Annotated in this window: 11 protein-coding genes and 1 CRISPR repeat array; of the genes, 7 read left to right on the top strand and 4 right to left on the bottom strand. The window is 53.5% G+C overall.

Annotated features, from left to right (window positions below):
• Positions 1 to 31 precede the first annotated feature (31 nt).
• Positions 32 to 1252, top strand: coding sequence for a F420-0:Gamma-glutamyl ligase (locus RHH81_RS10325; protein WP_310743011.1), 1221 nt, complete (start codon positions 32 to 34; stop codon positions 1250 to 1252).
• 57 nt (positions 1253 to 1309) lie between these two features.
• Positions 1310 to 2133: direct repeats of the CRISPR family, unit length 36 nt; unit sequence GTTTCCATTAATTCGGCTGGGAAAGAATCCCAGCAC.
• 295 nt (positions 2134 to 2428) lie between these two features.
• On the opposite strand, the gene RHH81_RS10320 is transcribed toward RHH81_RS10325, so the two are convergent.
• The 4 genes from RHH81_RS10320 to tyrS form a co-directional block, all read right to left on the bottom strand.
• Positions 2429 to 3151 (bottom strand): cytochrome c biogenesis protein CcdA, encoded by a 723-nt coding sequence (locus RHH81_RS10320; RefSeq protein WP_310743010.1) that lies wholly within the window; start codon positions 3149 to 3151, stop codon positions 2429 to 2431.
• A gap of 4 nt (positions 3152 to 3155) precedes the next feature.
• On the bottom strand, positions 3156 to 5840 hold the full coding sequence (locus RHH81_RS10315) for a pitrilysin family protein (protein WP_310744290.1): 2685 nt from the start codon (positions 5838 to 5840) through the stop codon (positions 3156 to 3158).
• A 62-nt stretch (positions 5841 to 5902) separates the two neighbouring features.
• Positions 5903 to 6232: a hypothetical protein gene (locus RHH81_RS10310; RefSeq protein ID WP_149819198.1), complete on the bottom strand. Its 330-nt coding sequence runs from the start codon at positions 6230 to 6232 to the stop codon at positions 5903 to 5905.
• 57 nt (positions 6233 to 6289) lie between these two features.
• Complete coding sequence (gene tyrS, locus RHH81_RS10305) at positions 6290 to 7516, bottom strand: tyrosine--tRNA ligase (RefSeq protein WP_206201686.1); 1227 nt, start codon at positions 7514 to 7516, stop codon at positions 6290 to 6292.
• 175 nt (positions 7517 to 7691) lie between these two features.
• Between tyrS and RHH81_RS10300 the strand changes: the two genes are divergently transcribed.
• The 6 genes from RHH81_RS10300 (at position 7692) to RHH81_RS10275 (ending at position 13886) form a co-directional block, all read left to right on the top strand.
• Entirely contained in the window at positions 7692 to 9623 is a 1932-nt protein-coding gene (locus RHH81_RS10300) for a transglycosylase domain-containing protein (RefSeq protein WP_206200093.1), read from the top strand.
• Positions 9624 to 9845: 222 nt separating this feature from the next.
• Positions 9846 to 10367, top strand: coding sequence for a transcriptional repressor (locus RHH81_RS10295; protein ID WP_206200092.1), 522 nt, complete (start codon positions 9846 to 9848; stop codon positions 10365 to 10367).
• Between the two features lie 3 nt (positions 10368 to 10370).
• Positions 10371 to 10907 carry a DUF2808 domain-containing protein gene (locus RHH81_RS10290; protein ID WP_206200091.1) on the top strand — a complete coding sequence of 179 codons (537 nt, stop codon included), beginning with the start codon at positions 10371 to 10373 and terminating at the stop codon, positions 10905 to 10907.
• A gap of 1 nt (position 10908) precedes the next feature.
• Entirely contained in the window at positions 10909 to 11805 is an 897-nt protein-coding gene (locus RHH81_RS10285; RefSeq protein ID WP_206200090.1) for an LD-carboxypeptidase, read from the top strand.
• Between the two features lie 145 nt (positions 11806 to 11950).
• Positions 11951 to 13498: an NAD(P)H-quinone oxidoreductase subunit N gene (locus RHH81_RS10280; RefSeq protein WP_206200089.1), complete on the top strand. Its 1548-nt coding sequence runs from the start codon at positions 11951 to 11953 to the stop codon at positions 13496 to 13498.
• A 52-nt stretch (positions 13499 to 13550) separates the two neighbouring features.
• Complete coding sequence (locus RHH81_RS10275; protein ID WP_206200088.1) at positions 13551 to 13886, top strand: rhodanese-like domain-containing protein; 336 nt, start codon at positions 13551 to 13553, stop codon at positions 13884 to 13886.
• The last annotated feature ends 22 nt before the right edge of the window (positions 13887 to 13908 follow it).

Genomic DNA, 13908 nt, shown 5'->3' with positions numbered 1-13908 from the left:
ATACAAGAGATGCGGTGGGAGAGCCCAAGAAATGATTCAGACGATCGTTGGCAGTGGTGCAGCAGTCCTCGGAGCCATTGCGGCTTTGATCTTCTTGGCCTTGGAATGGCGGTATCGGCGGCGGCCAGCCCATCCCCTTGAAGTGATCGGTGCCACTTGGAATCTGGAAATCTATGAGCCAACCCACTACCGTTTTGTCGGGCTATTGGGACTGAGCAACCCCCACCGTGGCCTTGAGGTGATGGTGCCAGACTTACGGGCAGAGGTGGTGCTATTGTCCGATGGCCGTGTCGATATGATTCAGACGGATGTGCAGGTCATCCCCCGCCACCCGGAGCCAGAATTTCTCCCCCGTGCCGATGGCTATTGGTTTGCCTATATCGTCAAGTCCACCAAGCAAACGAATGTCGAGATTTGTGTGGATTTGCAGGGAATTGGCGTGAGCGAGGTCAAGGCTGCTTGGGTCAAGATTCACTACATTGCCTATGGCCCCCACGGTCGCTTTGCCAAAACCCACCATGAATTTATCCCCCTCAAGTTTCCGGCCACGGGAGATACAGGTGTGTGGCGACAGGCGGAGAGATGTCAGGTACTCCCCATTCGCACCCATTTACTGACGCCGTTGGATATTCCCCTAGAGGTGCTCAATCGCTATGTGATGCCCCATGCCCAACCTGGAGACATTGTTGCCATTGGGGAAACACCCCTTGCCATTATCCAAGGTCGCCTCAAGGATCCGGCACAAATGCAACCGGGGTGGGTAGCAACGCGGGTGTGTCAGTTTTTCTTGCCCACCTCAAGTTTGGCCACCGCCTGTGGCATGCAAGCGCTGGTGGAGGAAGTGGGAGCGCTACGGGTACTCTTGGCCTTTTTGGGGGGGGCGATCGCCAAAGTCTTTGGCCACAAGGGCGGATTTTATCAATTGGCTGGCGAACAAGCCCGCCTCATTGACGATGTGACAGGTACTCTGCCCCCCTACGATCAATTTATTGTTATGGGACCTGTTAACCCCCAAGCCGTCGTGGAGGATCTAGCAGCAAAAACGGGTTTGGGCATCGCCATTGTGGATGTTAACGACCTAGGGGCAGTCAAGGTGCTTGCCGCTAGCCAAGGAGTCTCCCCTCACTTCCTCACGACTGCTCTGAAGAAAAACCCCGCCGGTAATGCCGATGAGCAGACACCCATTGTCTTAATCCGGCCTTGCGGTGTTTCTCCGAGCTCGACTGAGGGTTTCCTAGACAAGATGCATTAGCTCTTATGGCCAACATTGCGAAGAAAAATATAATTCTGTTTCTTTAAAACATTGCGGGTTTCCATTAATTCGGCTGGGAAAGAATCCCAGCACGCACACTGAGGCTTTCCAAATACATTTGTTGGTTGAACGTTTCCATTAATTCGGCTGGGAAAGAATCCCAGCACCGGAACAATCACGACCGAAGCAACGAGGGACGCCAGTTTCCATTAATTCGGCTGGGAAAGAATCCCAGCACGCGTAAACTTATCTACACGCCAGCCGATCTACGAACGTTTCCATTAATTCGGCTGGGAAAGAATCCCAGCACGCGGTCACGCCCGTGAAAGCGGCACCCGCGAAAGCGGTTTTCCATTAATTCGGCTGGGAAAGAATCCCAGCACTGCGGGAGAAACTGCTGCTGAAGCGGGTGTTCTGCCCGTTTCCATTAATTCGGCTGGGAAAGAATCCCAGCACATCAACAAGTTCAAAGTATGTATCCCAACCTACTTGTTTCCATTAATTCGGCTGGGAAAGAATCCCAGCACCAGTATTTCAAAACCTTTACGTCCTAGCTACTTCCAGTTTCCATTAATTCGGCTGGGAAAGAATCCCAGCACTTTGACTACGATTACAGTGTGATGAATCAATCGTTTCCATTAATTCGGCTGGGAAAGAATCCCAGCACCTTTGGGGCATATACTATGGGGATTTCTGCCCTACATGTTTCCATTAATTCGGCTGGGAAAGAATCCCAGCACGTCTTTTGCCTTGGTCTTGGTCTTTTGCCTTGGTGTTTCCATTAATTCGGCTGGGAAAGAATCCCAGCACAGCCCAGCCCTCAGCCCAACCCTCAGCCCAGCCCTGTTTCCATTAATTCGGCTGGGAAAGAATCCCAGCACGGCACCCTCCTAGAAGGTGCTCTACGACTACTATAGCACAGGTCATTTTCAAGCACCTAGACGGGATCATTTTTTTGTTTTTGTAAAATTTTTAGATCCGTAGGGTCACAGGACGTGAAAGTCACTCTGGAGCTGAATTTCGGGAAAATTCAAGCACCTCCAAATCTGTTAGAAATTGCTCAAAGCGTTGTGGAGACTGGGTTTGAGAAAATTGCCGAGCTGAGAGGATATTTTTGTCCAGAGGTGCTTGCATGGCTACCGCCATCGGCCAACCACTGCCCCTTTGGCTTGAGCACTAAAGACGAATGGCTAAAGCAATGACGCCAAAAGCAATGAGGAGCACACCGCTCACAGGGGTAATCCAACTCGACCACTGCCGCAGTGCCAAGAGCCTTTGCAAGGCACCGCTAAATACTCCGACTAAAATCAGCGGCGCGACATACCCTGTTGTATAGGCCAACAGCAGACCAGCCCCCGCCACTAGCTTTTGGGTTGTGGCCACCCATGCCAGCAGCGTTGCCAAGACCGGCGTACTACAGGGTGCTGCCACAAGGCCAAATGTTGCCCCTAGGGTATAAGCTTGCAACCCCGCAGGAACCCGAGCCGGCAGTTCCTCTAGGAAGCGACTGCGGGGAAAGCTCAGGGGCAAGGCATTGAGCAAATTTAAGCCCATGGCGATCGCCACCAAGCTCACCACGATCGTTAACCCCCAGCCCACCTGACCATAGATGCGACCAGCAACAGCAGCAATCATCCCCAACAGGGTTAAGGTGGTTGCGAGGCCAAGGGCAAAGCCAATAGACTGGCGCAAGACGGAGCTATTTTGCTTTGTGGCGTAGCCGGCGATGTACCCGACAGTAATTGGCAGCATCGAAAGGGTGCAGGGAGTCAGACTTGTGAGCAGTCCCGCCAGAAACACAATACCGACACTGATCACGGTGAGATCACTCAGTTGAGCCGTCACCCATTGGTTGGCCCACTGTTCTAGGTGGTAAAGTCCTAAGGTTAAGCTGGCCATCGTTCTAGGGGCTAAAGGAAACACTAGGACCGGCAGTGACAATCACCAGTCGCTCTGGATCAATCAGATTCCGCAGAGTGTGATTAACTTCATCCAAGGTCACCTGCTGCAGGCGATCGCTAAACTGCTGGAGTTCTTCTGGGGGTAAATCCACACTGGCATTCCCTACAAGCGTCCGCGCCACCACATCCACATTGGCCAATTCGACAAGGTAAGTATTACTGAGGCTGCGCTTGGCGGCTCCGAGTTCGGCGGCGGTGAATCCTTGGCGGTGGGCATCCCTGAGAAGTTGCAAGGTGGCCTGAATGGCCTTGGCGGTATCCTCAGGGGCAGTTTGCAATTGAATGATAAAAGGCCCTGCTTGACGACTGGCACTAAAGAAGCTGTAGATGCCATAGGTCAACCCTTGGCGATCGCGAATCTCTGTGCCCAAGCGACTGGCCAGCGTGTCTCCCCCTAGGATGTGATTCATCAGCATCGCTGCGTAGAAGCGAGGATCGCGGCGATCGATCCCCGGCGTCCCCAGATAGGTAATCGCTTGGCTCTTACCGGCAATCACCGCATTCTTAAAGAGGGTTTGCTCGGGCGGTGAAACTGCAGGAAAGGTTAGGGACAGGGGATCCGTTTGGGGTTGCCACGAGCCAAAAATTTCATTGAGGCGCGATCGCACCTCCACAGGGTCAAAATCTCCCACGAGGGTCAAAATCGTGTGATCGGGGGTATAGGCGGCACGATAAAAGTTCAACAGGTCTGGGCGTTGAATTGCTTGTACAGATTCAGGAGTGGCAAAGGGATGCAGGGGATGATTGGCGGGATAGAGGGTTTCTTGCAGGACGCGGCGCCCCCAGCGCACAGGATCATCCGCCTCAAGACTCAGAGCCGTGAGATAGCGCTGCTGGCTGAGCTGAAACTCCGACTCTGGGAAGGTGGCCTCCTGAAGCACTTCACCAAGGGTTTGCAAGAGGATGGGTAGCTCACTGGCCAAGGCATAGCCCTCAATATCCACTCCATCGCGGAAGGCGCTGAATTCTAGGCTAATGCCGCGATCCTCAAGGGTTTGTGCCAGCGTCAGGGCATTTTTGCGCCGCGTGCCATTGAGCAGGTTCGCAGCCGTCAGGTGAGCCACCCCCGGTTGGGTCAAGAGATCGTAGGCTGTTCCTGCGTCAATGCGCCCCGCCAGCGTAATCGTTGGTGTACTGCGATCCACGAGTAAGAGCACCCGCAGGCCATTTTTCAGGGTAAAGGTTTCCACCCCGTTGCTTTTGACCTCAGGGGCAGCCTGCCCACTCCCTTGGGGTAAATAGGCGGCAATGGTTTGCGGATCTACAGGCTCACCGACAAGATTATGGGCGGTGGTTTGGGCACCCGGCCGACCTGAAAGCTCAACATCGGCAAATTCACTGGGAATAAATTCCCCCACAATCCAGCGATCGCGCCCAAAGTAGGTCTGCACCACTCGTTGAACATCCGCAGCCGTGACTTTTTCAATGGCCGCAAGGTGGCGATCGCTAAAGCGGTAATCTCCCGTCAGGGTTTCATCGTTGGCTAGTTGACTGGCTTGGGCATCAATGTCGCGATTGCGCAGGATAAAGTTGGCCTTGAGCTGTTGTTTGGCGCGTTGCAGTTCAGCGGCACTCAAGGGACGCTCTGCCAGCTGGTTCAGAATCTGGTGAATGGTCTGCTCAATGGTCTCAAGGGATTGCTCCGGGGCCGCGATCGCGCCAATTTCAAACCAGCCCCCCGCCTGTAACGCGGCCACATAGGAGTAGGCCGAACTGGCTTGACCCGTTTCCATCAATTCCTGATACAAGTACGAACTGCGTCCGCCACTCAGGAGCATATCCAGCACATCCAAGGCCGCCTGATCTGGATGGGTCATCGCTGGAATGGGTACCAAAATCTGTAATAGCGGCGCACTTCCCGGTTCTGTGAGGCGAATTCGCTGGGCTTGACCTGCTGTTGGCGGCGGTAATGAAGGAGACTTTAGAGGGTCGGTTGGCCGAGGAATCTGCCCAAAGGTTTTCTTGACCAGTTCCAGTGCCCTTGGGGGACGGACATCGCCAGCAATCACCACAACCGCATTATCGGGGCGATAGTACTGGTGATAAAAACTGTTCACCGCTGGCAGCGTAAACTGCTCCACATCACTGGCCGTTCCCCCCACTGGCAAGCCGTAGGGATGATGGGGATAGAGGGCGGCCAGCACGGCTCGACTGAGGCGATATTCAGGACTATTTTCATAGCCTTGCAGCTCCGAGATCACCACCCGTTTTTCACTCTCAAGGGCATCGGGGGTCATCAGGATATTGCGCAGGCGATCCGCCTCGAGAATCAGCAGTGGTTCTAGTTGGTCAGCGCGCACCGTATGGTGGTAGGCGGTCATGTCGTAGCTGGTAAAGGCATTGGAAGAACTGCCAAGGGCATAAAACAACTGACCAAACTGGACGGGACGGCTCTTGGTGCCCTTAAACATCAAATGCTCCAGTTGGTGGGCAATGCCGTTTTCCCCTTTGGGTTCATGGCGCGAACCCACGCGATACCACACCTGTAAACTCACGACGGGTGCTGTGGGAATCTCTTTGATCAGCACCGTAAGGCCATTGTCTAAAACGGTTTTGGTCACACCACTACCGAGTCCTTCTACCGTGTGCAGGGGAAAAATCACCGCCAAACTGGTACTCAAGAGCATCAAGCCAATAAATAAGAAGATTTTAACGAATCGTGGAACCAGCCCTAGGGTCATCGTTGTAGTTAATTCCCTTGGTGGGCGATCGCGCTCACAAGTGCTGTAATCGCCGGGGAAAGACTCGCCAGAACAACAACGGATGCCGCCGCAATAATGATCGTTGTTGCCATCCGCACCATGGCATCGGTTCCCCGTTGATAAACTTCAAACTTGTACTCTTGATTTTTCACCTGAGTGGCTAACTCACTCACATCCCCTTGCAGTTTGTGCACATCAGTTTGGAGCTTTTCGACATCCGTTTGTAGTTTTTCAACATCGGTGCCGAGTTTCTCCACATCTACACGCAGCGCCTGCAACTCGCTGAGTACCTTGGCTTGAAATTCCTGCTCGCTCATCCTACACATTCTCTGCACCACCTCATCTTCATTCTGGCAGAGAATGCCAACTGCCACCTAAGGTACAAAGCGCAGGAATTTTTTCTTACCCACTTGCAGCACTTGGTTCACATAGGGTTCCGGTGCCGTGAGGGTAAAGTCCACATCCGTAATTTTTTCGCCGTTGAGACGCACCCCACCCCCTTGGATCTGTCGCCGCGCTTCGCTGCTACTGGGGCAGAGTTTGGTGTGACTGAGCACATAAGTCAGCTTCACAGGGAACTGAAACTCCCCAAGGGAATACTCTGGAATCGATCCCGCCTGTGCCGTTTGTCCTTGGGTGACGATCGCGGCTAGTTCCGCTTGGGTTTGCAGGGCGAGATCGCGCCCATGGTACTGACTCACGACTTCTAGGGCTAAGGCCTTCTGGCGATCGCGGGGATTGGTGGGTAAACTGTCCAAAGGCAAATCCGTGAGCAACTCAATGTATTGGTTCACCAAGGCATCGGGAATTTTCTCCAGCTTGGAGTACATACTGGCTGCCGACTCCGTAAGCGCCACATAGTTGCCAAGGGACTTCGACATTTTCTGTACTCCGTCCGTCCCCACCAAAATCGGCATCAGCAGACCAAATTGCACGGTGGGCAAGCGAAAATGGCGCTGTAAATCGCGACCCACAGCAATGTTAAATTTTTGATCGGTACCCCCCAGTTCCACATCTGCCGCCACCGCCACTGAATCATAGCCCTGCATCAATGGATAGAGAAACTCATGGAGAAAAATGGGCGTTTCCTTGGCGTAGCGTTCGGCAAACCCCTCCTTGGCCAGCATTTGGCCAACAGTCATCGTTCCCAGTAGCTCGAGAATTTTCCGCAAGTCCAGCTTGGCGAGCCACTCCGAGTTGTAGCGAATTTCTAAGCGGCCGGGGGTCTCAAAATCCAAAATGGGCTTCACTTGCTCAAGGTAGGTTTGCACATTGGTTGCCACCTCCTCAGGGGTGAGTTGTTTGCGCACCTCCGACTTCCCTGTGGGATCGCCAATTTGAGCCGTAAAGTCACCAATAATCAGCACGGCACAGTGCCCCGCATCCTGAAACTGGCGTAACTTGCGCAGGACAATGCTATGACCGAGGTGAATTTCGCTGCCCGTGGGATCAATGCCAAGCTTAATTCGCAGCGGGCGCTCCATTTGCCGCAAATAGACCCAGAGATTTTCTTCGGGTTTGGTGGAATCAGGGACATGGGGAAAGGTTTCGACAACGCCGCGCTGCAGCCGTGCAATTGTGGCCTCAAGGTCTGAAGACATCACTTGATTGGGCATTGGATTGGGCATTCGATTTGGGCGAGGACATTTTCTGGTCTAGGATGGCTATGATAGCAATCAATTGCGATCGCGCGGTCATTTTGCCATCCCCTACTTTTATCCCAATAAAAAAATCATATACGAAGTAAAAAATAATTGGCGTCAGGAAGCGACTGTCGTGTCCACCACTACCCTTGGCAAACACCCCTCCCAAACCCGCCCCCAAGATGAAAACTTCTGGCGTGGGGTCCTGCGAATTGCTAACCGTACCTTCCTTGTCGGGATGACCTTTGGTTGTGCGGCAATCGGCGGGGGGCTGCTGGGCTTGGCGATTAGCTTTCGGAATTTGCCGGATGTGCGATCGCTGCGGGGCTACATTCCCAGTGAAACGACGCACATTTACGATGCTAAGGGCACCCTCCTTGTCAGCCTTCACGATGAAGAAAACCGCGAAGTCGTTCCCCTCAGCGAAATTTCGCCCAATTTGAAGCTGGCTGTGATGGCGATCGAAGACAGTAGCTTCTATCAGCATCGCGGTATTAATCCCATTGGTATTTCCCGTGCCTTAATGGTCAACCTCACCTCGGGGCGTACCGTACAGGGTGGCTCTACCCTGACGATGCAATTGGTGAAAAATCTCTTTTTGTCTCAAGATCGCTCCATTAGTCGTAAAGTGGCTGAGGCTGTTCTGGCCATGCGCCTCGAGCAGATCTTCAGCAAAGATGAAATTTTGGAGATGTACCTCAATCAAGTCTATTGGGGACATAACACTTACGGCGTACAAACCGCCGCCCAAAGCTACTTCAAAAAAAATGCCGCTGATCTCACGCTTGCCGAAGCTGCCATGATGGCTGGCATTATCCAAGCGCCCGAGGCCTATAGCCCCTTTGTGGATTTTGACCTCGCCAAAGAACGGCAGCAATTGGTGCTGGATCGGATGGTGGAATTGGATTGGATCACCCCCCAGGAGGCCGCTGCTGCTGCCCAAGAACCGATCAAGCTGGGGGAAATTACCTCCTTCCAGCGCAGTCGCAGTCCTTGGATTACCGATGCTGTGTTACAGGAGTTGACCCGCCAATTTGGTCGTGAAGCGGTCATCCGTGGGGGAATGCGGGTACAAAGTAGCCTTGATGTCAAGGTGCAAAAAATGGCCGAAGAGGCAATCCAACGCGGCTATCAAACCCTACGGGGCAGTGGTGTGCGCGCCGATCAGTTGGCTTTGGCGGCGGTAGATCCACGAACGCACTATGTCAAAGCCCTTGTCGGCGGTGTGGACTACAACCGCAGTCAGTTTAATCGCGCCACCCAAGCGATGCGTCAGCCGGGGTCTGCCTTTAAGCCCTTTGTCTTTTATGCTGCCTATGCCAGTGGCAAATATACGCCCGATTCTGGAATTAACGACTCGCCCGTCAGGTATCGCGATGGCAGTGGGTGGTATGTGCCGCGAAATTACGATGGCTCCTTTATGGGTGGGATGTCTATGCGTATGGCTTTGGCCATGTCCCGCAATATTCCTGCCATTGTTCTTGGCCAAGAGGTGGGTATTGAGCGCGTCATTGAAATTTGCCGTACCCTTGGCATTACCAGTCCCATGCTTCCTGTGGTTTCTCTACCTCTGGGGGCGGTGGATCTGACGCCCTTGGAAATGGCCGCTGCCTATGCCACATTCGCCAACAATGGCTGGCAATCCCCCACCACGACGATTATTCAAGTTACGGATAATAATGGCAATTTGCTCTTGGATCACACCCCTCGCCCCAAACTGGTGCTGGATCCTTGGGCGGCCGCAGCCATCAATGACACGATGAAAAGTGTGATCACCAGTGGGACAGGCACAGGTGCCAACATTGGCCGACCCGCCGCAGGGAAAACAGGCACCACCTCTTCTGAGCGGGATATTTGGTTTGTCGGTTATGTGCCGCAACTCTCAGCCGCGGTTTGGGCAGGGAATGACAACTATGCGCCCCTCGGGCAGGGGGCAACGGGGGGTGGCTTTATGGCACCCATTTGGCGGGATTTCATGAGTCAGGCACTCAAGGATGTGCCCGTCGAAGACTTTACCCCGATGTCGAAGTTCCAGCGACCCAAGCCCCAACGGCAAACAAACTAGCAAACAAATTAGGGATTGGTTTTTGAACTGGGTTCTGCGCCATTGAACCCATTAACACTTGATTTGATCGATTTGATCGGATAGGGCTTGGGCGTTGCAACTCATTTGCAGAAAGTTCAGTAAAACTATTGTAATTATTCTCAATAAGCTGTGGTTGTTGCAAATGACACTTGTTGTCGGCTATCATGCAAACCAAATATCGGCAGATCACGCGAATCTCCTATGCCACTTTATACAGCAGCAGCCTTAAAGGCAGAACTGAATGAGAAGGGCTGGCGGTTGACGCCACAGCGAGAAACCATTCTCAATATTTTCCAGAATCTGCCTAAGGGCAACCACCTGAGTGCTGAAGACCTGCACCATGAGTTGCGTAAACAGGGACACTCCATTAGTTTATCCACCGTTTATCGCACTGTGAAGTTGATGTCACGGATGGGTATTCTGCGGGAGTTGGAACTGGCCGAGGGACACAAGCACTACGAACTCAATACAATGTCTCCGCACCACCATCACCACATGGTGTGCGTGCAATGCAACCGCACAATGGAGTTCGACAATGATACGATTCTCAAGCAGGCTCTGAAGCAGACGGAGAAGTATGGTGTGCAATTGATTGATTGCCAACTGACGATCTATACCATTTGTCCAGAGGCGTTGCGGCGCGGTTACCCCGGCCTGCCGGAAAACTGGGTCTGTAGTAGCGCGATCGCCCACGGCACAGAACCCCCCTCGCGGGGTAAATAAGGGATGCGACGACCCTTCGCGATCGCCCTTGTTGGCATAGCTGCTTTGCCCCCTCAGAGCCTAGGGGTTGAGTTTCCCGATGGTCGGGTGGCCTTTGATCAGCCACCCATTTTTGTTGAAGCCAATACCCGCTATCCTCAAGTGTGGCTAACGAATACCACCTACAACTTCATTGTGCAGATACCGACCACCGCAGGCGAACCCCTTGCCCGGCTCGACATTCAACAACTGCCCGGCATTGAGACGATTTACTTTTTGCCCCAACGTACCCGTGTTTTTATCGGCGATCGCTCCCGCCAGCCGATTCCCTTGGGCAAGGTGACCTTTGATGGCCATTCAGCGCTGCTCACAGTGACCTTTGATCCCCCTGTGCCACCGGGGTGGTACCTGCGGGTTGAGGTTGCTCCTGTGCGCAATCCCCAATGGGATGGGACGTATCTTTTTGCTGTGACAGCCTTTCCTCGGGGAGGAGATCGCGCCATAGGTCAAAATATCGGCACGGGGCGCTTGCAGTTTTACCGCAATTCTAATTTTTTCTAACGTGACCGTCTTTGCAACATTACCGCCGCCGCTTCAGCCGGGCGATCGCCTTGCCGTCGCCTTTCCTAGTGGTGTCCTCCGCCAAAGGGAACCTTTTTGGCAGGGAGTGGCCTGTTGGCAAGCTCAGGGCTATGAGGTGATTGTCGATGAGGCGGCCTTTGCCGGCTGGGGCTACCTTGCGGGTGCCGATCAACAGCGGCGCGATCGCCTGCGGCACTTATTGCAAGATGATTCTATTAAGGGTATTCTCTGCGGGCGGGGCGGATTTGGAGCGACTCGTCTGTTGGAGCAGTGGCAGTGGCCAGCGGTATCGCCGAAATGGCTGATTGGTTTTTCGGATATTACGGCTTTGCTGTGGAGCTATGCTAACCAAGGGGTGGCCGGTGTCCATGGCCCAGTACTCACCACGCTGGCGGCAGAACCCCTTTGGAGTCAGCAGCGGCTTTTTGATCTGGTGCGGGGCAAACCCCTAGAGCCGCTCTTGGGAACGGGTTGGGGGGGCGGTGTGGTGCAGGGTCGTCTTTTGGTGGGGAATTTAACAGTCGCGACTCATTTACTGGGGACGCCTGATTGTCCTTCTTTTGAGAATGTGATCTTAGCCCTAGAGGATGTGGGTGAAGCCCCCTATCGCATTGACCGCATGTTGACGCAGTGGCGCCGCAGTGGTGTGTTGCATCAGATTCAGGGGATTGCCCTCGGTCGTTTTAGTCGCTGTGAGGATCCCACCACCCAACCCAATTTTCGCGTGATTGAGGTTTTGGGCGATCGCTTGGCGGATTTGGGGCTTCCCATTGTCAGTGACTTGCCCTTTGGTCATGAGGGGGTCAATGCTGCATTACCGGTGGGGGTGGCAGCTGAGCTAGATGGCGATCGCGGCTCTTTGCGGCTATTGCTCTGACCCAAAATCAAAATACCACCTCTGCCAGTGCCGAGATTGGTAAAAACTAATCCCACTCATAAGCAGAAGGCGATCGCGGGCAAACAATGAAATGAAAATCTGGGTGATAAGATATGGGGGATTCCATCAAGGCGCGTAAAGAGTTATGGATTTGGTGACACTGGCCGGACAGCTGAATGCAGGCACCATTTTGCCGGAAACCATCGTGATTGTGACGCTGCTTGTTGTCCTCCTAGCAGATTTGATTCAGGGACGCCAAGCCGATCGCTGGACCCCCTACTTTGCCATTGTCGGTTTAGGGGGAGCGATCGCCACGATGATTCCCCTGTGGACTCAGCCCGACACCGTCAGTTTCTTTGGCAGCTTTATTTCTGATCACCTCAGCCTCTTCTTCCGGGGACTGATTGCCCTTTCAGCCTTGGGCACGATTCTCATGTCCATTCGCTATGTTGAGCAAACCGGCAGTTCCCTCGGCGAATTTATGACGATTCTGTTGACGGCCACGGTGGGTGGCATGTTCATTGCCGGTGCCCAAGAACTGGTGTTTATCTTTGTGGCGCTAGAGACCCTGAGTATTGCCTCCTATCTGCTCACCGGCTACACCAAGCGCGATAGCCGCTCCAACGAAGCCGCCTTGAAATATCTCCTGATTGGTGCGGCCAGTTCTGCCATTTTCCTCTATGGATCGTCACTGTTGTATGGCCTCTCCGGTGGGCACACCCAGTTACCAGAAATTGCCCAAGCTCTCTCTGGGGAATCCTTGGGTCTGGTGGTGGCCTTAGTGTTTGTTATTGCTGGCATTAGTTTCAAAATTTCGGCAGTGCCCTTTCACCAATGGACGCCCGATGTTTATGAGGGTGCCCCTACGCCTGTGGTTGCCTTTCTCTCCGTTGGCTCCAAAGCGGCTGGGTTTGCCCTTGCCATTCGCTTTTTGACCTTGGCCTTCCCCAGTGTCACCGATCAGTGGCAACTCATCTTTACGGTGTTGGCGATCCTGAGCATGATTCTTGGCAATGTGGTTGCCCTTGCCCAAACCAGCATGAAGCGGATGCTGGCCTACTCCTCCATTGGCCAGGCGGGGTTTGTGATGATTGGTTTTGTCGTTGGCACTGAGGCAGGTTATGCCAGTATGCTCTTTTACCTGCTGGTGTACCTCTTCATGAACCTTGGCGCTTTTACCTGTGTGATTCTCTTCTCCCTGCGCACGGGTACCGATCAAATTAGTGAGTATGCCGGCCTCTATCAAAAAGACCCGTTGCTGACCCTCGGCCTGAGCCTCTGTCTGCTTTCCTTGGGCGGAATTCCTCCCTTGGCCGGCTTTTTTGGCAAAATTTACCTCTTCTGGGCGGGTTGGCAAGCCGGTGCCTATGGTCTGGTGCTGCTGGGTCTATTAACGAGTGTGATCTCGATTTACTACTACATTCGTGTTGTCAAGATGATGGTGGTCAAGGAACCCCAAGAAATGTCCCTAGCTGTGCAAAATTATCCCGAGGTTTCTTGGTCAACCTTTGGCATGCGTCCGTTGCAGGTGGGTCTAGTGATGACGGTGATTGCCACCTCCTTGGCGGGTATCTTGGCCAATCCCCTCTTTAACTTGGTGAATACGGCAGTACTAGATGTGCCCCAAGTGGCTCATCAACCGACGGCGATCGAGGTGGCCTACCAAAGCCTACCGCCGGCAGGTAAATCTTAAGGATGACTTTAGTACGATCCCCGATCTATCCTCCTAGAATCAAGGGGAAGCCATGCTAGGACAAATCACAGTGGTGGAATTGGCGCAACGCCTAGCCACAGAGGCGGATACCTTGCAACTCATTGATGTGCGGGAACCAGAGGAGTGGGCGATTGTTCACCTCCCCCATTTCACCCTTTTGCCCCTGAGTGCGTTTCCCCAATGGTCGCCCCAAATTTGCCAGCTCTTTGATCCAGATCGGGAAACCTTGGTACTCTGCCACCACGGTGTGCGATCGGCGCAAATGGGTCACTGGTTGATTCAGCAGGGATTCCGTAATGTGAAAAACATTGTCGGTGGTATTGATGCCTATGCTGCGGCAGTGGATCCAACCCTACCCCGTTATTAGTTGATTGCCTTGGGAGAGTTTT

This window comes from Thermosynechococcus sp. PKX95 (assembly GCF_031583295.1).
Lineage (GTDB): Bacteria > Cyanobacteriota > Cyanobacteriia > Thermosynechococcales > Thermosynechococcaceae > Thermosynechococcus.
The sequence above is the reverse complement of the archived record's forward strand: the minus strand, read 5'-3'. Positions and strand labels throughout refer to the sequence as shown.

Coding starts and splice junctions, on each gene's coding strand:
- RHH81_RS10280 (WP_206200089.1), top strand. CDS start 11,951: ATGGATTTGGTGACACTGGCCGGACAGCTGAATGCAGGCACCATTTTG.
- RHH81_RS10275 (WP_206200088.1), top strand. CDS start 13,551: ATGCTAGGACAAATCACAGTGGTGGAATTGGCGCAACGCCTAGCCACA.
- RHH81_RS10325 (WP_310743011.1), top strand. CDS start 32: ATGATTCAGACGATCGTTGGCAGTGGTGCAGCAGTCCTCGGAGCCATT.
- RHH81_RS10295 (WP_206200092.1), top strand. CDS start 9,846: ATGCCACTTTATACAGCAGCAGCCTTAAAGGCAGAACTGAATGAGAAG.
- RHH81_RS10320 (WP_310743010.1), bottom strand. CDS start 3,151: ATGGCCAGCTTAACCTTAGGACTTTACCACCTAGAACAGTGGGCCAAC.
- RHH81_RS10310 (WP_149819198.1), bottom strand. CDS start 6,232: ATGAGCGAGCAGGAATTTCAAGCCAAGGTACTCAGCGAGTTGCAGGCG.
- RHH81_RS10290 (WP_206200091.1), top strand. CDS start 10,371: ATGCGACGACCCTTCGCGATCGCCCTTGTTGGCATAGCTGCTTTGCCC.
- RHH81_RS10315 (WP_310744290.1), bottom strand. CDS start 5,840: ATGCTCTTGAGTACCAGTTTGGCGGTGATTTTTCCCCTGCACACGGTA.
- tyrS (WP_206201686.1), bottom strand. CDS start 7,516: ATGTCTTCAGACCTTGAGGCCACAATTGCACGGCTGCAGCGCGGCGTT.